Source organism: Chryseobacterium taichungense, from assembly GCF_900109935.1.
In the GTDB taxonomy this organism is placed as follows: Bacteria; Bacteroidota; Bacteroidia; order Flavobacteriales; family Weeksellaceae; genus Chryseobacterium; species Chryseobacterium taichungense.
Map to the genome: position 1 here is coordinate 241,743 of NZ_FOBV01000003.1, position 23,205 is coordinate 264,947.

Annotated in this window: 19 protein-coding genes and 2 tRNA genes; 7 read left to right on the plus strand and 14 right to left on the minus strand. The window is 36.3% G+C overall.

Going from position 1 to position 23,205, the window contains the following annotated elements; all coding sequences use genetic code 11:
• Nucleotides 1-460: 460 nt before the first annotated feature.
• Together BMW64_RS07855 and BMW64_RS07860 are read right to left on the minus strand one after the other, a co-directional pair.
• Entirely contained in the window at nt 461-3,859 is a 3,399-nt protein-coding gene (locus BMW64_RS07855; RefSeq protein WP_089999482.1) for a polysaccharide deacetylase family protein, read from the minus strand.
• 90 nt (nt 3,860-3,949) lie between these two features.
• Nucleotides 3,950-5,200 (minus strand): CinA family nicotinamide mononucleotide deamidase-related protein, encoded by a 1,251-nt coding sequence (locus BMW64_RS07860; protein WP_089999483.1) that lies wholly within the window; start codon nt 5,198-5,200, stop codon nt 3,950-3,952.
• Between the two features lie 112 nt (nt 5,201-5,312).
• On the opposite strand from BMW64_RS07860, the gene BMW64_RS07865 reads away from it, so the two are divergent.
• Nucleotides 5,313-5,789 (plus strand): DUF7832 domain-containing protein, encoded by a 477-nt coding sequence (locus BMW64_RS07865; protein ID WP_089999484.1) that lies wholly within the window; start codon nt 5,313-5,315, stop codon nt 5,787-5,789.
• Between the two features lie 86 nt (nt 5,790-5,875).
• Here the strand turns inward: BMW64_RS07865 and BMW64_RS07870 are convergent, their stop codons facing one another.
• Nucleotides 5,876-6,415, minus strand: a complete 540-nt coding sequence (locus BMW64_RS07870) for a lipocalin family protein (protein WP_089999485.1) — start codon at nt 6,413-6,415, stop codon at nt 5,876-5,878.
• Nucleotides 6,416-6,609: 194 nt separating this feature from the next.
• On the opposite strand from BMW64_RS07870, the gene BMW64_RS07875 reads away from it, so the two are divergent.
• Nucleotides 6,610-6,990 (plus strand): SpoIIAA family protein, encoded by a 381-nt coding sequence (locus BMW64_RS07875; RefSeq protein ID WP_029296622.1) that lies wholly within the window; start codon nt 6,610-6,612, stop codon nt 6,988-6,990.
• A gap of 57 nt (nt 6,991-7,047) precedes the next feature.
• Here the strand turns inward: BMW64_RS07875 and BMW64_RS07880 are convergent, their stop codons facing one another.
• Together BMW64_RS07880 and lipA are read right to left on the minus strand one after the other, a co-directional pair.
• Nucleotides 7,048-8,244 (minus strand): MFS transporter, encoded by a 1,197-nt coding sequence (locus BMW64_RS07880; protein WP_177175256.1) that lies wholly within the window; start codon nt 8,242-8,244, stop codon nt 7,048-7,050.
• 216 nt (nt 8,245-8,460) lie between these two features.
• Nucleotides 8,461-9,327: a lipoyl synthase gene (gene lipA / locus BMW64_RS07885; protein ID WP_089857254.1), complete on the minus strand. Its 867-nt coding sequence runs from the start codon at nt 9,325-9,327 to the stop codon at nt 8,461-8,463.
• Nucleotides 9,328-9,435: 108 nt separating this feature from the next.
• Between lipA and BMW64_RS07890 the strand changes: the two genes are divergently transcribed.
• Complete coding sequence (locus BMW64_RS07890) at nt 9,436-10,068, plus strand: hypothetical protein (protein WP_089999486.1); 633 nt, start codon at nt 9,436-9,438, stop codon at nt 10,066-10,068.
• A gap of 12 nt (nt 10,069-10,080) precedes the next feature.
• Here the strand turns inward: BMW64_RS07890 and BMW64_RS07895 are convergent, their stop codons facing one another.
• A complete protein-coding gene (locus BMW64_RS07895) occupies nt 10,081-10,641 on the minus strand; it encodes an RNA polymerase sigma factor (protein WP_089999487.1) in 561 nt (186 codons plus the stop codon).
• A 310-nt stretch (nt 10,642-10,951) separates the two neighbouring features.
• On the opposite strand from BMW64_RS07895, the gene tyrS reads away from it, so the two are divergent.
• Complete coding sequence (tyrS, locus tag BMW64_RS07900; RefSeq protein ID WP_089999488.1) at nt 10,952-12,247, plus strand: tyrosine--tRNA ligase; 1,296 nt, start codon at nt 10,952-10,954, stop codon at nt 12,245-12,247.
• Nucleotides 12,248-12,379: 132 nt separating this feature from the next.
• Here tyrS and BMW64_RS07905 read toward each other — a convergent pair whose 3' ends face one another.
• A complete protein-coding gene (locus BMW64_RS07905; protein ID WP_089999489.1) occupies nt 12,380-12,832 on the minus strand; it encodes a hypothetical protein in 453 nt (150 codons plus the stop codon).
• Between the two features lie 236 nt (nt 12,833-13,068).
• Here BMW64_RS07905 and BMW64_RS07910 point away from each other — a divergent pair, with 236 nt between their 5' ends.
• The 3 genes from BMW64_RS07910 (at nt 13,069) to BMW64_RS07920 (ending at nt 15,671) form a co-directional block, all read left to right on the plus strand.
• Nucleotides 13,069-13,707 carry an alpha/beta hydrolase gene (locus BMW64_RS07910; RefSeq protein ID WP_089999490.1) on the plus strand — a complete coding sequence of 213 codons (639 nt, stop codon included), beginning with the start codon at nt 13,069-13,071 and terminating at the stop codon, nt 13,705-13,707.
• 112 nt (nt 13,708-13,819) lie between these two features.
• A complete protein-coding gene (locus BMW64_RS07915; RefSeq protein WP_089999491.1) occupies nt 13,820-15,145 on the plus strand; it encodes a PDZ domain-containing protein in 1,326 nt (441 codons plus the stop codon).
• A 1-nt stretch (nt 15,146) separates the two neighbouring features.
• On the plus strand, nt 15,147-15,671 hold the full coding sequence (locus tag BMW64_RS07920) for a hypothetical protein (protein WP_089999492.1): 525 nt from the start codon (nt 15,147-15,149) through the stop codon (nt 15,669-15,671).
• 117 nt (nt 15,672-15,788) lie between these two features.
• On the opposite strand, the gene BMW64_RS07925 is transcribed toward BMW64_RS07920, so the two are convergent.
• The 7 genes from BMW64_RS07925 to BMW64_RS07960 all read right to left on the minus strand — a co-directional run bounded on the left by BMW64_RS07925 (nt 15,789) and on the right by BMW64_RS07960 (nt 23,163).
• Nucleotides 15,789-16,826: a L,D-transpeptidase gene (locus BMW64_RS07925; RefSeq protein WP_089999493.1), complete on the minus strand. Its 1,038-nt coding sequence runs from the start codon at nt 16,824-16,826 to the stop codon at nt 15,789-15,791.
• Between the two features lie 154 nt (nt 16,827-16,980).
• A complete protein-coding gene (gene bglX, locus BMW64_RS07930; protein WP_089999494.1) occupies nt 16,981-19,254 on the minus strand; it encodes a beta-glucosidase BglX in 2,274 nt (757 codons plus the stop codon).
• Between the two features lie 211 nt (nt 19,255-19,465).
• Nucleotides 19,466-19,539: transfer RNA gene (locus BMW64_RS07935), tRNA-Asp, on the minus strand.
• Nucleotides 19,540-19,569: 30 nt separating this feature from the next.
• Nucleotides 19,570-19,643 (minus strand) — tRNA-Asp (locus BMW64_RS07940).
• A 414-nt stretch (nt 19,644-20,057) separates the two neighbouring features.
• Nucleotides 20,058-21,245: a glycosyltransferase family 4 protein gene (locus tag BMW64_RS07950; RefSeq protein WP_089999496.1), complete on the minus strand. Its 1,188-nt coding sequence runs from the start codon at nt 21,243-21,245 to the stop codon at nt 20,058-20,060.
• Nucleotides 21,245-22,378: a glycosyltransferase gene (locus BMW64_RS07955; RefSeq protein ID WP_089999497.1), complete on the minus strand. Its 1,134-nt coding sequence runs from the start codon at nt 22,376-22,378 to the stop codon at nt 21,245-21,247. Before BMW64_RS07955 ends, BMW64_RS07950 begins: the two co-directional genes overlap by 1 nt.
• Complete coding sequence (locus BMW64_RS07960) at nt 22,378-23,163, minus strand: hypothetical protein (RefSeq protein ID WP_143052663.1); 786 nt, start codon at nt 23,161-23,163, stop codon at nt 22,378-22,380. The genes BMW64_RS07955 and BMW64_RS07960 overlap by 1 nt, the downstream gene beginning before the upstream one ends.
• Nucleotides 23,164-23,205 lie beyond the last annotated feature (42 nt).

Genomic DNA, 23,205 nt, shown 5'->3' on the forward strand with positions numbered 1-23,205 from the left:
CTTTTTAGTGAAGACAAATTTAATTAAATATTAAGATGTGTCTATATTTATTTTTTCAACATGATTCATGCTTGTTTATGAACATTTTTAACATTAAACTTGTTTAAACTAATTCAGAATTAACCGCAAACCAAAGGTTCGACGTAGTCAAAAGTCACAAAAGATGAGTTCAAATTTTATTTAAAGATGATGGCTATAAATGAAAAACATCACAACAGCTTTAAAAAATCTTCGATTTTTCTTTTGAGAACTTTGAATATTCTAATTATTGCTTTATTATTATCTTTTGGAACTTTTGTGGTTAAATAAAAGTTTAAAACACCTTTATTAATAAATTCACTTTAATAACATATCGAGAATTTTTTTATAAAACATCAGTTCTCGATACAAAATTCTTTCAGAATTTCACTCGAACCGATGTTACCTTTCTTTTAAATCTCTGAATAATTGTATCAAAATTCTAAGACGCTGCAAATTCTTTCACATTTCCTGTACGTTTCAGGAATCCCCACGATTGCATTTCGCCTTTTAAAGCCCGTCTCAGACTTCTGAACAAAACAATATACATCAGCCATCTGTAGCCGAACCGCTGCGGAATAATATACAGAAGATTAACCATTTTTTCTCTCTGCATGACAAAAGCAATTAAAGCCAGTGAACCATCCACCAAAAGAAAGATTAAATAATAACTTACTATTTTGCCTCCGTTTCCTGATAATATTCCGAAAAACATGATAAGATCAGCTAACGGTGAGAAAAACGGAATGATATACTGAAACAGTAAAATATTCGGCATTGCCCACAATCCGAGGCCTTTGTATTTCGGATTGAGGAAAGTATGTTTCTGTTTCCAGAACATCTGCATAATCCCGTACGTCCATCTGAACCGCTGTTTTAAAAACTGCTTTACACTTTCAGGAGCCTCTGTAATGGCAACGGCACGGTTTTCATTGGCAACGGTATATCCTTTTTTCAGAATCTTAACCGTAATATCGCAATCTTCTGCCAATGTATCGGAAGAATAGCCTCCAACCTCAACAACCGCAGATTTCTTAAACGCACCAATAGCTCCCGGGATCACCGTAATGGCATTGATATTAGCATAAGCAAGTCGATCAAAATTCTGACTGGTTGTATATTCTATGGATTGCCATTTCGTCAGCCAGTTGACTTTATTTCCTACTTTTACATTTCCGGCCACGGCTGCAATTTTCTCATCGGGATATGAATTTAAAAATCGGGCAATTAAATATTTTACAGCATCTTTTTCCAGTTTGGTGTCTGCATCGATACAGACTACATATTCTGCATCAGACTGAGAAATACCGAAGTTCAGAGCGGTTGCTTTTCCACCGTTTGTTTTAGTGAAAATTTTAAGTTTCGGATGACCGGCAAATTCCCCTTTTGCCTTTTCGTACGTTGAATCTTTACTGCCATCATCAACCAGAATGATATCAAAATCCGGATAGGTCTGCTTTAATAAATTGTGCAGTGAAGAAACAATATTCACTTCCTCGTTGTATGCCGGAACAATAATCGAGACTTTAGGATACGATTCCAGCACAGGAAAATCTCCTAACTTTTTCTCTTTTTTTCTTTCCTTAAATGCCCAGTAGAGCATAATAATCAATCGTATCAAACCTAATCCGATAAAAATGGTAAAAAGTGCCACAAGGAAATGACTTATGCCATAAATGATGGTTGCCAAAATTAAATTAAGCTGCATCACATAATATGATCTTGTTTTAGGAACGGCGGGCATCAATTCCGCTTTATTTTTATGTAAAATCGTCGAAAGATTGGTAAAATGATAGCCTTCTTTCTGTAATGTAGGAATTAAAATTTTTAAAGCTTTTACGGTTTCTTCACGAGTGTCACCGCCTGCATCATGAAGAAGGATAATATTACCTTTTCTCTGTTGCAAACCTGTCAGAACACGTTTTACAATTTCATCAGCTTTTATTCCGGGTTGCCAGTCTTCCGGGTCGATATTTTCACCAATATCCAGATAATTCTGCTGTCTTGCCAATGCTACGGGAACGATTTCCTCAGAAGTTGTAGGTTCAGAATCAGCATTATAAGGAGCCCTGAAAAGAATAGTGCTGTGTCCCGTAATGCATTCGATCAGCAATCTTGTAAGCTTCATCTCAAGCAAAGCCCGTTCGGGACTAACTTTTGCTACATTTTCGTGGGTAAAAGTATGGTTTCCGATTTCATGACCTTCCCGGTAAATTCGTTTAACCAAAGGAAGATTTTTCTCCGCATTAAGCCCTACCAGAAAGAAAGCTGCAGGAACATGATATTTTGAAAGAACATCCAATATCTGCGGGGTGTAGGTTTCGTCAGGCCCGTCATCAAAAGTGAGGACAAGCTCTTTCTGTGGAGCTTCCCCATATTTTTTTACTTCATAGGAGCTTGGATAGGTGATATAATTTTCATCAGTGATGATTTTTTCTTTAGGATCGATTTCTATGTCAATTTTTCCATCATGAGGCGTATTCAAAACATCTAAAACTTCTCCATCACCGATATAATCGACCATGGTCTGCCCTTTTACATTTTCCAGTGATTTTAAATTTAATTTTGATAATCCTGCAAATGTCAGATCTTTATCATAGAAATTCCAGATCCGGCTGTCTTCGCTTCCCAGTCTCCAGAGCGCTGTTCCTGCCAGAGGATATTCTGAGGAAAAACGCATCGTATTGAAAATGGATGCCGCATCATTAAAGAACACAGTATGCGTATTATTTTTGGAGTCTTTATAAGAATAATTTAAATTAAAAGTATTGTCATCAAAATTAATATTTGCCTTGCTGGCACTCGCTTTTGTAATGGCCTGCATATACGTCACAGAACCATTGTCATTTTGATCCGTACTCCAGTCGTAGCCGTATGCACCCAGTCCTAAAATAATTTTATTTGGAGATGTTTTCGTCAACATTTTTCCTGTCTGCGCTTCAATCCATTTCTGAGAAGAAACCGGCCCGGCATCGCTGTCATCAGAGTATTCGTCATAGGCCATCAGTATAAAATAATCTACGTAAGGATCTAATTGTTTGATATTATAGTCGTCATTATCGGTGGTAATATCCATCGATACCAACAAATTATTCTGTCTGAAAGTTCCCGAAAGTTCTTTCATAAAAGTGATCAGATATTCATCAGAATCGAGATTTATATTTTCAAAGTCAATATTAATTCCTCTGAAATTTAGTTTCTGACATTGCTGCTTTAATTTCTGAATGAGCTGAACCCTTTTCTGCGGATCTTTCAACACTTTCCCTAGCCCTTCAGAATGAAATTCCTGCTCAAAATTATTACTCAGAATCGGCATAGCAGCAACTCCTGTTCTTTTAATGAGTTTATAACCTTCAGGATCGACATTTGTTTTTAGTTCTCCTGTTTTAGGATCAAGGAAAAACCACTCCGGGAAAACCAGGTTGATATGTTTGATATTTCTTTTCAGGGACATCAAAGATTGAGGATCCCATGCCACATAAAATGCAGAACGGATTCCTCCGGGAAACTGTTCCCAGTTGCGGTTTTGATTTTTAAGTCTGTCGGCTCTTGCTTTTTCAATTTTAGCAAGATTGGTATGCATGGTTTTTTCAGAAATAAAACTTCGGAAGCCTTTATATTCTTTAGAAATTCTATTCTCCTGAAGATAAGGTTTACTTGCAGTAATGACCGCTTTATAATCTTCTTTAAAAGGAATTTTCGGATTCTTATCCAATTTCATCATTAAGCCTAAGGCCAGAACAAGTAAGATGCCTATAAAAATGAAAATACGACTTCCCCACTGTACATTTCGCCAGCGTTTTTTGCTGTCGGTCTGAAAAATCTGTTTTGAGTTTTCCACAATTTTGATATTTCCTCATCGACGTCAAAAACTGTGAAAAACCACTTCAGAATTAATTAAAAAAAAATTAAAAAATCAACTGATTATGAATTAATTACTTACCAAAATCCCTATAAGATCCTGGATCACTTTTTGTGACACAAAATACATGAAATCCAGCCTTTCCAGATGCGGCATATACAATTTGGAAGTAACTTCCCGGTCATAGATTCTGATCGTGTAAAAAACGGTGCCTACTTCTTTTCCGTCTTCTCCTTTTCCCGGACCTGCAACTCCTGTAGTGGATAATGAAATATCTGTATCAAATAAATTCTGACAGCCTTCTGCCATTTCGGCCGCCACCTGTTCGCTGACTACTGTAAATTGTTCTACTGTCTCTTTTTTAACTTTTAAAATTTCGGTCTTTTTTTCTGTCGCATAGGCAATGATTCCTCCAAGAAAATACTTTGAGCTGCCGGAAATTGAGGTGATCATTTTCGCAAGCTCTCCTCCCGTACAGCTTTCTGCCGTGGAAATCGTCATCTTCCGTTCTGTAAGAATTTCAGCCAGGATTTTTTCAATTTTATCTTCTGAAGTTGCGATAACATGATCTTTTATTAAAGGCAACAATTTTTGGATTTCTTCTTCCAATTGCTGTTGGAGCAGCGATTCATTTTCTCCTGTTGCGGTCAGTCGCAATTTTACACGTGTCCCGACCGGAAGATAAGACAGCGCTATATTTTGAGGCAATGCCAGTTCCCAATTTTCGATGGTGTCTGCCAAAATACTTTCGGGAATCCCCACAACGGAAACGATTCTTGTGGAAATATAATTAAGGTTAAATTTTTCCTGCAGATACGGAACAATCTGATCTTTGATCAAAGGTTTTACTTCGTAAGGAACTCCGGGAAGGCTGAATAACAGTTTTCCGTCCTGCTCCATCATCATGCAGGGCGCCGTTCCGTAATGATTCTGAAAAACTTTTGATTTTGTAGGAACGAAAGCCTGCTCGCGGTTTCTTTCCAGGATTTCCAGTCGGCCGCGTCTTTCCATATAAGCTTTTAAATGATTGAAAGTTGTCTCGTCCAGAGCAATTTCATCATTGAAAAATTCAGCAATTGCTTTCTTGGTTTTATCATCTCTTGTAGGTCCCAAGCCTCCTGTAGTGATGATTAAATCGCCAATCTTAAATGCAGATTCAATGGCAGCCTTGATGGTTTCAATTTCATCTGAAACGGTAATGATCTGTGAAACGTGTATTCCTATATTTTTAAGTTCAGTAGCAATGAAATTAGAGTTGGTGTCCACCGTATTTCCGGAAAGGATTTCGTCACCAATCGTAATCAGAACAGCATTTTTCATATGTAGGTTGAAAAAAATTCAGCACAAATGACGGAAAATTCTCTATGACCGGCAATATAAATTGATTTTTTCTATTTTTGGCAGAAATTGTTTATAACTATAATTAAGAATTATGTCTACATATGATGATGCATCATGGCATTATGGAGGTGATTTTCCCGAAGAACTTCCTGAGAAAAACGGGGCAACCCATACGGGAATGTTTCTCGTGTGGTGTATTGAAAATAATCTTGTCTCCGATGAATTGAAAAATGACGCAACAGAAGAAATACAAAAACTGAAGCGACGTGAACTGACTGGTGCTGAATTTATTATGGATTCGATGGATGGAAAATTTTCTGAATATGATCTGAATGTAATGGGAAATGCCTTTGCGCAGGATTATTATAAGGACGAAACAGATTTTGGAAACAGATTCAGTTCATTTGCTGATGATTATGTAAATCTTTTCGATACAAAAGCAGAGGAAAATGATTATGAATATGAAACGTTCTATCATATTGAAGATACATATGAGAATTATGATCTGATGAAGCAGATCATAGACTACCGTTTTGACGAATGGAAGGAGTACAAGAATTTAAATTAAACACCACTTGATTTGTCATTCTGCCGAAAGAAAAATCTCCACAATTAAAGATTCTTTAGCTCAGAATGACAAACTTTTGTAAATAATTAATTATGTCTAACCCAAATTAGTTCATCTGTATTATAGCCTACTTTTTTGGCTTTTTCAAGAAACCTTTGTCTTATACTTTCCGGGATTTCTTTGGTACGGGAAAGAATCCAGAGGTATTTCAGGTTGCTTCCCATAATCAGGGCGTACTGATAGTTTTCATCAATGTCAACCACGTTGTATCCTGCCCAAATAGGTTTAAAAAAAGAGACTTTTAAACGTGCTTCTGTTTCTTTATTTACAAATCTGGCCTCTCCAATCGACTCTTTCCATTCTTTTTTGACATAATCATAACCTTTATTATCGACTTTTATGCTTCCGTTTGGGTTTTTATAATATGTAGCTGTTACGTTATCCATGTTTTTTTCAAATTTATAGTCGAAACGGGCTATTTCATACCATTTTCCAAGATATCTGTCAGCATTGAAATTTTGAACAGCAGTAGCTCCTTTCGGAATTCCTACCGAGCATGAATTTAAAATAATGAGCCCTAAAACTCCCAAAGAAACCGGGATTACAATCTTTTGCAAAGTTTTCATAATATAATCTTTTGTGTGGTACGTTAAACTTCAAAAATAGTGCCTTAGAGTTAGAAATATTAACCTTAAAAAGAATTCAAATTAATAAATGTACCACAAGTTACAAACATTTAAATCTTTTGTTAACTGAATATTAATTATGGTTTACTTTTTGTTATCAACCTAAAATCTAAACCACAATAAAATATTACAATATGATAACGATTATTCCAGAAGCTCCGGAAAATGTTGCGGCTTTCAATGCAACGGGAGAAGTAACCAAAGAAGATTTTGAAAACCTGGTAATTCCGAGGGTAAAACAGAAGGTAGATCAGTTTAATGAGCTGAATTATCTTTTGTACCTGGACACTGATCTGGATAATTTTACCATGGGGGCCTGGTTGCAGGATGCGCTTTTAGGATTAAAAAACTTAACAAAGTGGAACAGAACCGCTATTGTTACAGACAAAGAGGGTGTACAGAATTTTACTGATATTTTCAGTGTACTCATGCCGGGGGAATTTAAGTCTTTCCCTAAAGGAAACCTTTACAATGCACTCTATTGGTGCAAAAACGGCAATGAAGTCGAAGCGTAATTTATGCTTATTATAAAAACAAAACGGACCGTCTTTTAAAGATGGTCCATTTTTATTTTATTTTTCGCAGGAAACACATTCAGTCAATGTTTCATTGTTTGTTTTTGAGGCATACAAATATCTGTATCGTATACTGATAATTAGACCTATGACGGTCATGACTACGCCAACAAGAGAAGGGTAATTGTAACTATATCCTTTCTCCAAAGGAATCCCTCCAAGAAAAGCGCCCATTGCATTGGCAATATTAAAGGCGGCCTGCATAAAGGCGGCTGCCATCATTTCGCTTTTGGGAGCAGCTTTCATCATCATAATATTGATCGGTGCCGATACAGACATTGACAATGCGCCGCAAATAAAGGTAAGGGTAAGCGAAACATTACGATATTCTGACAGAAAAAAGACCCCGGCCAAAGAAAGCATCATTAAAAATAGCAATAATGAACATGTCTTCTCAGGGCTCAGACGATCGGATAAATATCCTCCGACAAGATTTCCTACTACCATTCCGGCTCCTGCCAAAATCATCACATAAGCCATATAGCTTTCTTCTATTCCAGAAACAATGGTCATAAGCGGTGTAATATAGCTGAACCATGTAAATAATCCACCGAAGCCTATAGCTGTTATCATTAGGACCAGCCAGGCCTGTCTTTTCTGTAAAAATTTGATTTCTTCTTTAAAATGAGTCTCCTGATTTGATCTCAGGTCAGGAAGCCATAATTTAATAAACAGAAGAGCAAGCAGTCCGATCACCGAAACAATGGCAAAATACCATCTCCAGTGAAAAGTATGACCAATATAAGTCACCAGAGGAACCATGGCAAGATTGGCAATAGTAAGCCCCGTGAACATGAGTGAAATATTAAAAGCTTCTCTACCTTTTGTTGCCATTCTGGCCGCAACTACAGTTCCGACCCCGAAAAATGCTCCGTGAGGAAGACCAGAGAGAAAACGGATGATCATCATGGTTGTATAATTTGGGGCCAATGCTGACAAAGCATTAAATAAAGTAAAAATGATCATCAGAGCCATCAATACTTTTTTTGGAGGAAATTTTACGGAATATCCGATAAGAACCGGTGCGCCCACTACAACACCAAAAGCATAGGCAGAGATCAGGTGACCGGCCTCAGGAATACTGATCTGTAAAGTTTTTGCCATATCGGGGAGTAATCCCATAATGGTAAATTCCGTAGTTCCTATTCCTAGGCCACCAATTGCCAGAGGAATAATTTTTTTATCTATTTTCATTATCTTCTTTAAAAGTGCAAAATTCGGCAGAAATAATCATTTTAACTTTAACCAAAATGATATAAATTTCCACTATATTAACCTGATAAGTTAAATTTAAACTAAATATTAATCAAAAAAGAACATAAAATTAAATTTTGGAAGAGGATACCTATACAATTCCAATTACTTTTTATGTGTTAAAAAAATCGCTCCGTGAGTGAAGCGATTTGTATTTTAGTGAATATGTTTTTCTGCGTGATAAGAGCTCCGTACCAACGGCGAACTCTCAACATGCCTGAAACCTAAACTTCTCGCAAAATCTCCAAGTTCATCAAACTCTTCGGGAGTGATAAATCTTTTCACGGGAAGATGTTTTTTTGTCGGCTGCAGATATTGCCCCAATGTGATGACATCTACATTTGCATTCCTGATATCTTCAATAGTCTGGAAAACTTCATCTTTTGTTTCACCCAATCCCAGCATCACTCCGGTTTTGGTCCTTCTTTGTCCTGCTTCTTTTAAATATCTCAGTACTTCAAGACTGCGCTCGTATTTTGCCTGGATTCTAACTTCTCTTGTCAAACGTTTTACAGTTTCCATATTGTGGGAAATCACTTCGGGTGCTACATCAACTAATCTGTCGATATGCTTTGTTATTCCCTGAAAATCCGGAATAAGTGTTTCCATCGTTGTACCCGGAGATATTCTTCTTACCGCATTTACTGTTTCTGCCCAGAGAATTGATCCCATGTCTTTCAAATCATCACGGTCTACGGAAGTTAAAACGGCATGCTTTATTTTCATTAATTTTATCGAGCGTGCTACTTTTTCCGGTTCGTCCCAGTTTACATCAAGCGGCTTTCCGGTTTTAACTCCACAAAATCCGCAGCTTCGCGTACAGATATTTCCTAGAATCATGAAGGTTGCCGTTCCTTCTCCCCAGCATTCACCCATATTCGGGCAGCTTCCGCTCTGGCAAATTGTATTTAATTTATATTTATCAACCAAAGTTCGCAGTTCCCTGTAATTCTTGCCGGTAGGAAGTTTTACACGAATCCATTTTGGTTTCTGAACAGTTGTATTTTGAATTAAATCCTCCATGTAAATCTCAAATTGAGGGTCAAAGTTAGTGAATTTTTTATCGAAACAATCAAAGACAGAGATTGATGAAACATATAATTTTGTAATTTTAAATTCAAATACCAATTCATGAAAATTACATTCTGTTTTTTATTCGGATTTATAAATCTATTTTGTTTTGCACAGGAAGAATTTAAACCGGCAGGTGCAACTGTTATTGAAACTGTTGACGGAGATCTTGACGGAGATGTTGTTCCTGAGAAAGTAATCATTTACAATACAAAAGATACTACTGAGTATGGAAACATCCGTGAAATACAAATTTTAAAGAAAGTGAATAATAAATGGACGATCCTGGAGAAGTCAAGAAATGCGATCCTGAAAAGCAATGATGGTGGAATGATGGGCGATCCTTATCAGTCAACCGAGATAAAAAACGGAATTCTGATGATTACACAGGCGGGGGGAAGCAGCTGGAAATGGGGCTATACGGATAAATACAGATTTCAGAACGGTCGTTTTGAACTTATCGGCTACTCATCCAGCAGCGGAAAACCAGAAGAATATTGGACTGATGTGGATTTTAATTTGTCTACAGGACAATTAACTTTTGAAAAAGAAGTTGAAAATACGAAAGAATACGGACCCTCGAAAAAAGAAAACCTAATAAAGAAAGGCATAAAGCTTAATCTTCAAAACAGAAATCAAAAAGAAAGAATTGAAATTCTTCTTCCGAAAACGAAGGAGAAAGTTTACTTATAAAAATGAATACCGCTAATTATCTTCAAATTCATTATTTTTAAGAAGTTCGGCCAATACCTTTTTAGCCCTCATGACGCGCACTTTTGTATTGGCTACGGAAATTCCGAGTTCTTCTGCAATTTCTTTAATACTTTTTTCCTCAAAAAACCGCAATCTGATAATATCCTGATAATTGACATCCAAAGATTCTATGGTTTTAATGATCTTTTTCTGCTCTTCCTCAGAAATCATGAGTTCTTCCGGAGATTTGGCATATTGATTTTTTACTTCTTCCAGATTTTCTGTAGGATCCTGATTTTCGCGGCTTTTTCTTCTCCAGAAATCAATAATGGTATTCTGGGCAATGGTAAGCACCCAGGTCTTAAACTGAAAATGAGGATCATACATATCCAGCTTTGATAAGACCTTTGAGAAAACATTCACTGTGATTTCGTCGGCATCATTTTCATCATGAACTTTTTTCATCACAAAAGAAAAAACATCAACCCAAAAGATGTTGATGAGCTTTGTCTGAGCTTTCTGGTCTTTTTCCTTTGCTTTACCGATCAGCTGGAATAATTGTTCGTCGTTCATTATTAACAAATATAATTGTTTTCAGCTGAAAATACAAAGCAGGATATCAAATGAATTTTTTCTGTAAAGTTGATATTGCCGACTAAAGTTTAGCCCTGATCGCAGCATTTGTCTGAGCTCATTTTTTTGATTTCGGCGCGGCAGCTTCGCTGCCGCGCCGAAATCAAAAAAAATAGCGAGTGCGGAGAGCAGGAAAATGCTTCTAAAAAAGAAATTAAACGTTTAGATAATTATAAATGACAGACTCTTCCCTTCCCCTTATTTCCCTGAAATGATTATCTTTGCACATTAAATTTTAAAGTTAAAAATAATGAACTCTTTTATTGAAGAATTGAAATGGCGCGGTCTTTTTGCAGACATGATGCCCGGAACGGATGAACAACTGAATAAGGAAATGACAACGGCCTATATCGGTTTTGATCCTACCGCAGATTCTTTACATATTGGAAGTCTTATTCAGATAAAAATTCTCGCTCATTTTCAGCAGCACGGTCATAAGCCGATTGCTCTGGTAGGTGGCGCTACGGGAATGATTGGTGATCCTTCCGGAAAATCTGCTGAGAGAAATCTTCTGGACGAAGAAACACTTCTTCATTATGTTGACTGTTTAAAAAACCAGCTGTCGAGATTCCTGGACTTTTCAGGGAATGAGCCTAATAAGGCTGAACTGGTAAATAATTATGACTGGATGAAAAATATCTCTTTCCTTGATTTCGCAAAAAATGTAGGAAAGAATATTACGGTAAACTATATGATGGCAAAAGATTCCGTGAAAAAGAGGTTTTCAGGAGAATCCGGAGCGGAAGGAATGAGCTTTACTGAATTTACCTACCAGCTGATCCAGGGATATGACTTCCTGCATCTGTACCAGAACAACAATGTAAAACTTCAGATGGGAGGTTCTGACCAGTGGGGAAATATTACGACAGGTACAGAATTGATCCGCAGAAAAGCTCAGGGAGAAGCATTCGCATTAACCGTTCCTCTGATTACAAAAGCTGACGGTTCAAAATTCGGAAAGTCTGAGAGCGGAGAAAATTACTGGCTCGATAAAAAGAAAACATCACCTTATAAATTTTACCAGTTCTGGCTAAATGCTACGGATGATGATGCTGAAAGGTTTATTAAATTTTACACTTTCCTTGGAAAAGAAGAAATTGAATCCCTGATTGAAAATCACAAAACAGCTCCAAATGAGAGAAAGCTTCAAAAAAAGCTGGCTGAAGAAGTAACGGTGTGGGTTCATGGAAGAGAAGAATATGAAAAGGCTCTGAAAGCTTCAGAAATTCTTTTTGGACGTTCAACGGCTGAAGATATGGTAAGTTTGGATGAAGCCACTTTTCTGGAACTGTTTGATGGTGTTCCTCAAAAGGAAATCGCAAAATCTGATGCCTTAGGAATAAATATCATCGATCTCCTTTCTGAAAAATCAGGTTTTTTAAAATCAAAGAGTGAGGCATCAAGAGAAATCAAAGGCAATGCAATTTCGGTTAACAAGCAAAAGGTTAATGAAACTTTTACAGCCAATGAAACTGATCTTATTGACGGTAAATTCTTATTACTGCAAAAAGGAAAGAAGAATTACTTTATTGTAAAAGCAATTTAATTTCTTTCTTACATTATAATAAATTTTCGGCGCGGAATTTTCAATTCCGCGCCGAAAATTTTTCATTTTTACTACCTCAACAAATAAAAAAAGACCGCAAAAGCGATCTCTTCATGTATTGTAAAATTAATCTTATAATTCTAAGAAGCTGTAATAAGTAGAAGTACTTTTTTCTCCTGATCCAATTACTTTACTTGTTTTGGCAAGTTCTCCGTCGACGTAGATATTTACGATCAATTCTGAATCTGAATATGGAAGAACTGCATTTGCAGCGATACTTAACTGAGACTGACTAGAACTTACAAACAGGTCTCCTGATGACCAGGTTAATCCTGTTGGGTTGAAAGTTGTCTCAGGACTTGTTCCTATCTGGGTAACAACAGCTTTAAAATTTACTGTAGGAGGCGTTGCTGGCGGAGGATTTGGACCTTTTACATTTATTTTTGCTTCCAACTGAATAATGTGATCCGTGAACTCATCTTCATCATCGTCTTTACAAGAGTTAAGAACAGAAATTACCGAAAACAACACGGCGAATAAAAAAGAAAGCTTAAGTAAACTTTTTGATTTGTAAAATTGCTTCATTTTTCCAAATAGATTTTTAATGTTTCAAATATAGGTTTTTTATCAATATAAAAATATGTTTTATGAAAATTTTCCAACAAAGATTTCCAAAAAATATCAATTTAATAAATAATATTTCCTTTTTCTATCTGATATGGGAAACTATATATTTCTAAAGCAGACAGTTTGTCATCGTATTGAGCATGGCTTCATTTTTATAGTATTAAATCATCATCATTTATAATTATCTTTGCTTCATGAATTTAGACTACATTGTAAGAGAGCCGGAAAATATTACTCCACAAACGACAATTCTTTTTATGCTTCACGGCTATGGAAGCAATGAGCAGGATCTTTTCAGCTTCAGGGATACACTTCCTGATGACTGGATTATCGTAAGCTTCAGAGCCCCTAGAGAGACACAGTTTGAGGGATTTTCCTGGTACGATATAGACTTTAGCAATCCTGATCGTTTTGTGGATGTCGAACAGGCAACAGAATCACTAAACAGTGTTTTGCAAAGCATTCTCAGCATCATCAATCATTATGGAATTACAGAAGGTAAAACCCATCTTTGCGGCTTTAGTCAAGGTGGAATTCTGTGCTATGCCCTGGCATTGAAATACCCCGAAATGTTTAATTTAGTCGCCTGTCTGAGCAGTTATCCTGAGGAAAAATTATTGCAAGACATTGTTAAGGACAAGAAAAAACTTGAAAAATTACGTTTCTTCGTTTCCCATGGTACTGATGATGCAGTAATTCCTTTAGATTGGGGAAGAAAAGCGGCTGATCTGTTATATGATCTTGGCTGTTATTTCACTTTCAGGGAGTATATGAGCGGGCACGGTGTAAACCAGAAAAACTATATGGATCTTATGGATTTCTTTTCCAAATAAGAACAATACGGAATTTAAAATTTCGCATTGATTATTCAAAAACAATACAAGCATTCTTAAAATTAAGGATGCTTTTTTATTCGCATTGAGATAAAATGAGTAAATTCAGTACATGAAACTGAATTGCTTTTTATGGATTTTTTTCTTTGGTATTTTCATTAATGCCCAAAATTCATTTGAAGTTCAGGACGCGAAAAAAACAGTGATTCCCTTTAAATTAATCAATAACTTACTCTTTATTCCTGTTAACATTAACGGTGCCGATCTTACCTTTTTACTGGATACAGGCGTTGCGGAAACCTCTATATTCAGCCTGGAAAACCAGGAAATAAAACTTATCAATGTCGAGAAGATAAAATTTTCAGGGTTAGGAGGAGACAGAAGTATTGACGGATTCCGGTCTGATAATAACATCGGAAAAATAGGAAAAAACTATGTCAATGACTCGATGACGATCTTTATTATCACAGATCAGGATTTTAATATTTCATCACACGTCGGGATTCCCGTCAACGGAATAATCGGCTATCATTTCTTTAAAGACCATCCTGTCGTGATCGATTATTCCTCAAAAAAGATAACCATTTATAACGATGAAAATTTATTCAGAAAAAAGGTTAAGAATTTTAGTGAGATCGATATCAGTATCGAAAAGAATAAACCTTATGTCATCGCTGATGTAGAAATGACGAATGAAAGGAAAAGTTCAAAGCTTCTTATTGATCTCGGAAACAGCGATCCGATCTGGCTTTTCCCAAAATTGATAAAAGATTTCGTATACAACCGTCCCAATATCGATGACTTTCTCGGAAGAGGCTTTAATGGTGATATTTACGGAAAGAGAAGCAGAATCCATAATTTTTATTTAGGAGAATTCAAATTTGAAAAACCTCTTACGGCAATGCCCGATGAATATTCTATTCAGAATGTAAATTTGGTTGAAAACAGAAAAGGCCCTGTAGGCGGGGATATTATGAGACGTTTTACGGTTGCTTTTGATTATGCCGGGCAAAAGTTATATTTAAAGAAAAACCGAAATTTCGACGATCCGTTTCATTTTAACATGAGCGGCCTTGATTTCCGACAGGACGGAATGGAATGGACAAAAGACATTGTAAATCTCCCAACAAAAAATCGTGGTAATTCGTCGGGTGGTACTGAAGTATTTACCAGCAGCATGCAATATAATTTTATTTTAAAACCTGTTTTTTCCATTGCCGGTGTACGTAAAGATTCTCCAGGCGCAAAAGCCGGATTACAGAAAGATGACCGCCTTATAAGCATTAATGGCAAGAAAACTGCTGATATGACCTTACAGAAAATAATGGAACTCATGAAATCCGAAGAAGGAAAGACCATAGAAATGCTGATTGAAAGAAAAAATAAGCAGATGTCTCTACGCTTTACTTTGGAAGATCCTATACCTTATCAAGAATAATATGAATACGGAAGAAACAACACTCGATAAAATAAGAACCAGGCCCCGGTTCACGATGTTTACTCACCTTAGTAAAGAAGAGTATGCGGAAAACCTTAAGAAATATCTGGCAGAGCATGCCGATGAATTTTCCGGAAATATCAATAAAGAAGTGGCAACGATCTGTGTAAAGACCAACGATGAAGGCTACTGGAAACCCAGACTATCCTTACGCGTAGAGATTGAAGATGATGAAACCTCCATAAGAGGAATTTTTGGTCCGAGTTCAGCGGTATGGACATTCTTTATGTTTCTTTATTTTTCCTTTTCTATCCTCTGGATGGTATTTTTTTCTATGTATTATGTAGAAAAGAAGATTAACAGCCAGGAATTTCCGTGGGCGCTGAATGCTTCTTTCGCCATGCTGTCGTGTATCGCGATTACGTATGCTGCAGCGAGGTTCGGGCAGCATAAAGCTAAGGATGAAATGCTAAAACTTCGAAGATTTGCAGAAGAGTCTACTTTACAATTTGAAAAGATAAATTAATAGTAAATCTGAAAATCAGAAGCAATTTAAAAGACTTATAAAAAACAATGTTGCAGCATCTGTAAAAAAGCTGCGCAGGTTTTAGGTGAAAGGTGCTTAGGTTTTGATCAGAATTTATTAAGGTTCAACTGTTTTTGTGGTTTGTGGCATCTGCTCGATTTCAGCTTTCGCCGCCCTGATGGAATCCACTACCCTTTCTCTGTTGTCCTGTTCTTTCAGGATTTTCTGGATATTCGGTTCAATCATTTTGGTCATTTCATCCACAGAAACATTATTGGAATTCGGGTCATTAAGTAACTTTCTCCAAGGCTTGCGTTTTCCCCATGGATAATCTCCGTATACCAGCACGGGCGTTCCTTTTGCCTTGGTAGTAGCTCCTCCCGGGTTTAAGACCCATGTATCAGCATAGCCATACAGCCATTTCGCATCATTCATCAGCAGTCGTAAACATGAATGCGATGCCGGATATCCCGGAAGATCATACTGATGCCATCCGATACCATCAAGATTAAATATATTAAAATTATAAGGTAGCTTCCATTCGCTGCTCACCGTAGAAATGGCGAGCTTTTTCTTCCAGTTTGCAAACGTAAGTCCGGTCTTTGTTTTGGCGGATTTTTTACCCATGCTTGTAGGCCCCCATTTAACCAAAGTTCCATTTGAATAAACCCCGTATGCCTGAATAGGATACGAGAATACAACAAACTTTTTAACAGGACTCAACACATCCAGCTGCATAGGAAATGGTGAATATTCCATTAATGTAGTATCAATTTTAGCAGGCACTACTAATGTATCTGCATTCCATTTATTTTTCGAATCAAGCCTGTTAAGTGCCAGAATTGCGTAGCGCTCTTTCTCCGTAAATTTTTTGTTAAATGATGCGAACAGAGAATCTCTGACTTTTTTATCTTTAGGGAAAATATATGCATTATAGAATCCATATTCCTGAACGGCAGGTGGTAATGACTCTTTTTGTACAACAGAATCTTTCTTTGCCATCAGAGAATCTTTTTTCTCAGATTCTTCCGTGACAGATGAAGCCGTGTCGCTGATTTTGTCATTGATTTTTTCCAGTTCCTTTTTACAGGAAACAAGCGTTAATGTGATAAATAATGTGTAGAGAAATGATTTTTTTACAGATATGTTTTTCATAAATAAAATTACCGGAATAGTTTTGCTATTCAGTACAAATATCAGACCTAAATCCGAATAATAAAAATCAACACATAAAATACCGTAAAAAACCGGGGATGCTTACAAAGCTGTGAATAATTAGGTATTTATGTATCGACCAGAAGTTTAGAATCTATTTACGCCACATGATTGTTTTGGATTTTAGATGCTGAGAATCCGTTCCAATCATTATTTCAAATTCGCCTTCTTCCCAATCAAAAATAAGTTCTTCATTATAAAACTTCAACAGTTCAGGGGTAATATTAAAAACTACATTTTTTGTTTCCCCTTTTTTCAAAAATACCTTTTCAAAACCTTTCAATTCTTTTACAGGCCGGGTAATACTCGCCACCTTATCCCGGATATAAAGCTGCACCACCTCTTCTCCGTCGTAACTTCCGGTATTGGTAACATTAATGCTCACTTTCAAAATTTCATTTCCTTTAAGCTGATTTTTAGAAAGCTGTATATCTCCATATGCAAAGCTGGTATAGCTCAATCCGAATCCAAAGGGAAATAAGGGATCATTGTTTTCATCAAGATAATTTGACTTGTATTTCTCAAACCGACCGTCATTAAATTCCAATGGTCGCCCGGTATTCTTATGATTATAATAAATGGGAATCTGTCCTGCAGAACGTGGGAAAGTCATTGGAAGTTTTCCCGAAGGATTTACACTTCCGAACAGCACATCGGCAATAGCATGCCCAGCCTCAATCCCCGGAAACCAAACATTAATTACGGAATCCGGAATATCGATCATCTGTGACAGATCCAAAGGCCTTCCCGTAAACAATATAACAACGATCGGTTTATTTAATTTTTTCATTTCCCTGAGCAATAACAACTGATTTTCAGGGAAACGGATGTCTGTTTTGCTGGAAGATTCGCCTGTCATTTCTGAAGCTTCCCCCAATACCAGAACAATTTTATCAGCCATTTTTGCTTTTTCCAAAGCTTCCTTTAAAAGAATTTCCGCTGATATTCTGGGCTGCCCTTTTGTGAATTCTATAAATGAATTCTTTTCAAGATTCCGATCTTCAGTAATATTACATCCTCTTGCGTACGAAAAATTCTTTTTCTCCGAAAGTTCTTCCAAAGCATTTTTCAACGTAACCGATTCTTTAGAATCTACCACAACAGACCATGTTCCCGGCATATTGACTTTATCATCAAGCAACGGTCCGATGAAAGCAATTTTTTCTGTTTTCTTCAAAGGTAAAGCCTGATTCTTATTTTTCATCAGTACAAAGGTCTGGGCTGCAATTTCTCTGGCTGCTTTTCTGTTTTCGGGAGTAAGAATATCGGTTTTTAATCTTTTTTCATTTAAATAACGGTAAGGATCATCAAATAATCCTAAATTATATTTCATTTCCAAAACCCTCTGGCAGGCTCTGTCTATATCTTCCTCTGAAACTAAATTTTCCCGGACCGACTTTTTTAATGTTTTAAGATAATCTTCACCGACCATATCCATATCGGTTCCGGCTTTTAAAGCTCTGGCTGCAACTTTTTGCTCATCTCCCAGGCCATGTGCCTTAAGTTCTTTAATCGCAGTAAAATCAGTCACGACAAAGCCTTTGAAACCCCATTCTTTTCTAAGCACATCAGTAAGCAGCCATTTGTTAGCTGTCGCCGGCACTCCATTGATATCATTGAATGAAGTCATCACCGTGGCGGCCCCCGCGTCTATTGCCGCTTTGTAGGGAGGGAAATATTCATTATACATACGGTTTGGGCTCATATCTACGGAATTATAGTCTCTTCCTGCTTCTGCCGCGCCATACAGGGCAAAATGTTTAAGGCACGCCATAATGGTATAGTTTTTCGACAAATCATCTCCCTGATAGCCCTTCACAAAAGCTTCGGTGATTCTGGAAGCAAGAAAAGGATCTTCACCTGCACCTTCCGCCACTCTTCCCCACCGCGGATCCCGGCTGATATCTGCCATGGGAGAATACGTCCAGTTAATACCATCTGCAGAAGCCTCTTTTGCTGCAATATAAGCTGCTTTCTGAACCAGTTCAGGTCTCCAGGATGCTGATAACGCTAAAGGAATAGGAAATCCGGTTTTATATCCGTGAATCACATCCAGCCCAAAAATGAGCGGAATTTTAAGCCTTGATTCATTTACTGCAATTTCCTGTGTTTTCTTTATACGGCTTAATGTAGTCATGTTGAGAACAGCACCCAACTTACCTTCTTTAATATATTGTTCTGCATCAGCACTTACTGCCGCACCGGTTTTCACGTCTCCCGGCGGAGAAATGAGATTGAGTTGACCTATTTTCTCTTCTAAGGTCATTTGGCTCATAAGATTTTTAATGAAAAGATCTCGTTTTGAATTGCTCTGAGCTGCGATTAAAACAGCAGTTAAGGAGAATAATAGAATTTTTATTTTTTTCATTATTTAATGTTTAAATATGATCCACAACTTCTATAAAATTTCTGAGATAAGCAATAGGGGATAAAGTTTTTTTGGTAAAATTAAAGTTGTAATAATAACAGTAAATGTTTTGAGAAAGGTTTATTAAATCTAGTTTGATTAGAATTATACTTAACCGGAGGATTATAAATAAAAAAACCTGCATTATTACAATACAGGTTTATATTTTCAGCGATCCGGACGGGACTCGAACCCGCGACCTCCGCCGTGACAGGGCGGCATTCTAACCAGCTGAACTACCGGATCAATTTTTTAAAGAAATTGAGAAAACTTCAGCGATCCGGACGGGACTCGAACCCGCGACCTCCGCCGTGACAGGGCGGCATTCTAACCAGCTGAACTACCGGATCAATTTTTTAAAAGAAATTGAGAAAAACTTCAGCAATTAAATATGACTTCATTTATAAAAAGTCCTATCCATCTGCTTTATACTAACTTCTGTTTAATAAAACACCAAAGATGAATTTTATTAAACATTTTAAAGATCGCTTGTTTTTTAACTGGTGCAAATATATAGCTTTTTTTAGTTTTTCCAAAGAAACGTATTTCTTTTCTTTCAAAGTTATTGTTAAGATACAGATTGTCAAAGATAAAAAAATTAATATAGAGCTGTACTTAATACTCTTCTGCCCTATTTTACTTAGAAAATTTAAGAAAGTCGATTATAAAAAACACACACAAAATCAAAATTCTTGTTACTTTAAATTCTAAGATCACCCTTTATCTATAATTTGTACATACAATAGATTCTTTCTCTTGATCATTTATTCTGTTTGTTCGATGACTTCAACAAATTTTTTACACAAAATGGATTTATCATAAACTGTTTCAGCCAATTTCCTTGCATTCTGTCCCATTTCCTTTACCAATTCAGGATTGTCTTTCAGATAGAGTACTTTTTGTGCAAGTTCTTCCGGACGGTTTGGGTTTACATAAAATCCGCAATGATATTTTTCGGCTATATCTTTCGTCCAGCCGGCAGAGTTTACAATAATTGGTTTTCCTGCAGACAACGAATCGAAAAGCTTGTTTGGAGAGTTGGTATACAAAATAGGAATATCCAAAAAGGAAATCATCGAAACATCCGAAAAATTGACAATTTCAGATACGTCAGTCATAGGGAACTTTCCGAGAAATTTCACATTCTTAAGATTGCTTTTTTCTACTTCTTCTATCAAATCTTTTTCGGTAGAACCTCCTCCTACAAACAAAAATTCTATATCTTCTCTATTGTTTAATAATTTGGCGGATTCAACAATTGTCTGAGCCCCATTTGCCAACCCCAAAGAACCAAAGTGAACTATTTTGAAGGAATCTTTTTTTAAGCCGAGCTTTTCCATCAGTTGATCATTTTTTCCCCTAGGCCAGAATTCGTCCATTTTAGCCATATTAGGAATCATGGATGTTTTTTCTTTAGGAATATACTTTACAACTCCAGCCTGCATACCAGGAGAAAGAGCAATAACATGGGAAGCATTTTTATAAATCACTTTTTCCAGCAGACGAGTCGTTTTTATTGTCCAACTATTTTTTATGGCTCCCATCTGTATTGGCACCTCCGGCCAGAGGTCTCTTACTTCAAAAACAAAAGGCTTCTTTTTAAACCACTTTAATATAAGTGCCGGAATACCTATTGTAAGGGGAGTAGATGTAGCAATTACCAAATCGATATCTTTCTGTTTCATTCCTACTACAGATGATTTGTACATAAATTTCAAGAAGGCCTTTAACCTTCTGGAAACACTCATATTCTGGTCGTAGTCTTCTTTTATATAAACGACTTCAATACCATCAATTTCTACAATTTTAATATCCTCTGAAAATTTTGATGATGAGGTGAGCATAGTAACTTTATGCCCGTTTTTAATAAGTTCTTGTGCCAGCCAATACGATCTTGTTCCTCCGGGTTCCTGAGGAGTTACGAAATATTGGTGGATGTATAATATATTCATTATTTTTTTTCTGTATATAATTGTTGATATACTTCAGCTATTCGCTTCCAGTCATGATTTTTTAAGAATTGTTCCATATCAAAACTATAATGATCTCGTTTTTGGATTAACCGTTCAAGCCCTCGTTCGATTGCAGAAACAGAAGTGTCTTCCACTTTTTCTCCAATAGAATCATCATAAAAACCGTCAATCCCTTCATTTTGCGTGTACATCACCGGTAAACCTTGCAAAAGTGCTTCTATATAGACCAAGCCAAAGGTTTCTGCTTTGGAAGGCATTGTAAAGAAATCGCTTCGTTCGTAATAGGATTTTAAAACAGGCAGACTGTCTACTTTTCCTACAAACTCGAAGGAAGGGTCGTTTTTAATAGAATCCAGGATTCTTTTCTCGTCATTTCCTCCTCCTCCTATCAGTGTTAATTTTATCTTATTCTGAACCTTGTGATTATAATTCTTAACAGCATTAATAAGGTTAAAGACATTTTTTCCCTTATTAAATTTCCCTATATAAAGCAATTGAATGCTTTTTTCATTCTTAACAACATTCCTTTTCATCACCTTTGATTCAATCCAGTAAGGATCTACACCATTTGGAACCACTGTAAGTTTTTGCTGTACATCATCCAGGATATGAGACAGTCTGGAATCTTCAAGCATTCTGTTTTTATAGACTGCCGAAATGGTTATGATCTTATTCGCATTCTGAAGAATTTTTTTTCCGTAGGCTCTTTCGTGCAGAAAATATTTCAAAAACACATTAAGATCAGTATTACGCACTGCTACTATGTAGGGAATATTATATTTTTTATGAAGTTCATAGGCCGCTCCGCCATCGCTGTACCATGTGTGAGCATGAATAAATTTGACAGTCTTGAGATCTATTTTTGCTTCAATGTCCTGTACAATTTTTTTAATTTTTCTCTTATACAAAACCCGATCTGCATATTTTGATAAAATATGGCTGTAGATAATCTGAGAGCGGTTATTTTTAAAATTTATTTTATTTTTTCCTATTCTGGAAGCCTCCCGAAATGGATTATACACAATCTGCTCCACCCCGTTATTATCCAGCTCCCTCACTAAATTTTTATACACTGTAGATCCTGAGTAATCGTTTGTAATGTGAAGTATCATTATGGATAAATTGAATTAAACTGCAGCTCTAAAGAGGAATTTTTAATTTTATTACTATAATTTGTAAGGTTTTTCTCGATCAAAGGATATAAACTTGTATCAAAATAGATAAGTTTCATCCAGCCATCCGATATTTTCCATCCTGTATTTTGTACACTTGGATTTGTAGTACCGTCTACATTATCAGCAATACTGTCTCCTTTAAGAATCTTAAGTTTCAGGGTATTGCAGAGGTAACTGAAATTAAAGTCGGTCCAATTGGCATTTCCCAATTCTTTTGCCTTTATTAAATATAATACGACATGATTTCCATGTGATACATCCTGTATAACGGGCTTATAATTCTTAATTTTCTGTAAAGCCTTACAAAAAGCATCCGGATACGTACTGTTCCATGTATAATAAAAAACGCCACTTGTGCTTTTGTTTAAGATCAGTGCTTTTTTCAGCTGCTGATCAAACTGATTTACAAACACGGAATATGAGTTTTTATTAGATTCGTCATATTTCATCAGATATAGTGCAACAACTGCCCAGTTTGCTCCTGTATGAAGCCTCTGATGAAACAATAAAGAATAATCTCCATACTGGCTAAAACTTCTGGCTTTCCATTTATTGAAAGAGTATTTTAAACCACTTTCTATCGCCGGCTGATAATTTGTATACAGTTTATTCTTGGCTAAAATATCCAAAAATTCGCCGATGTATCTGAAAAAATATCCTTCTGAAATCAAATGTTCCTGCCCATTTACAATAGCATTTTGATTTGAGCTATTCACATTCATCCTCCAATTATTATTTTTATAATTAAAATCATTATCATTAAT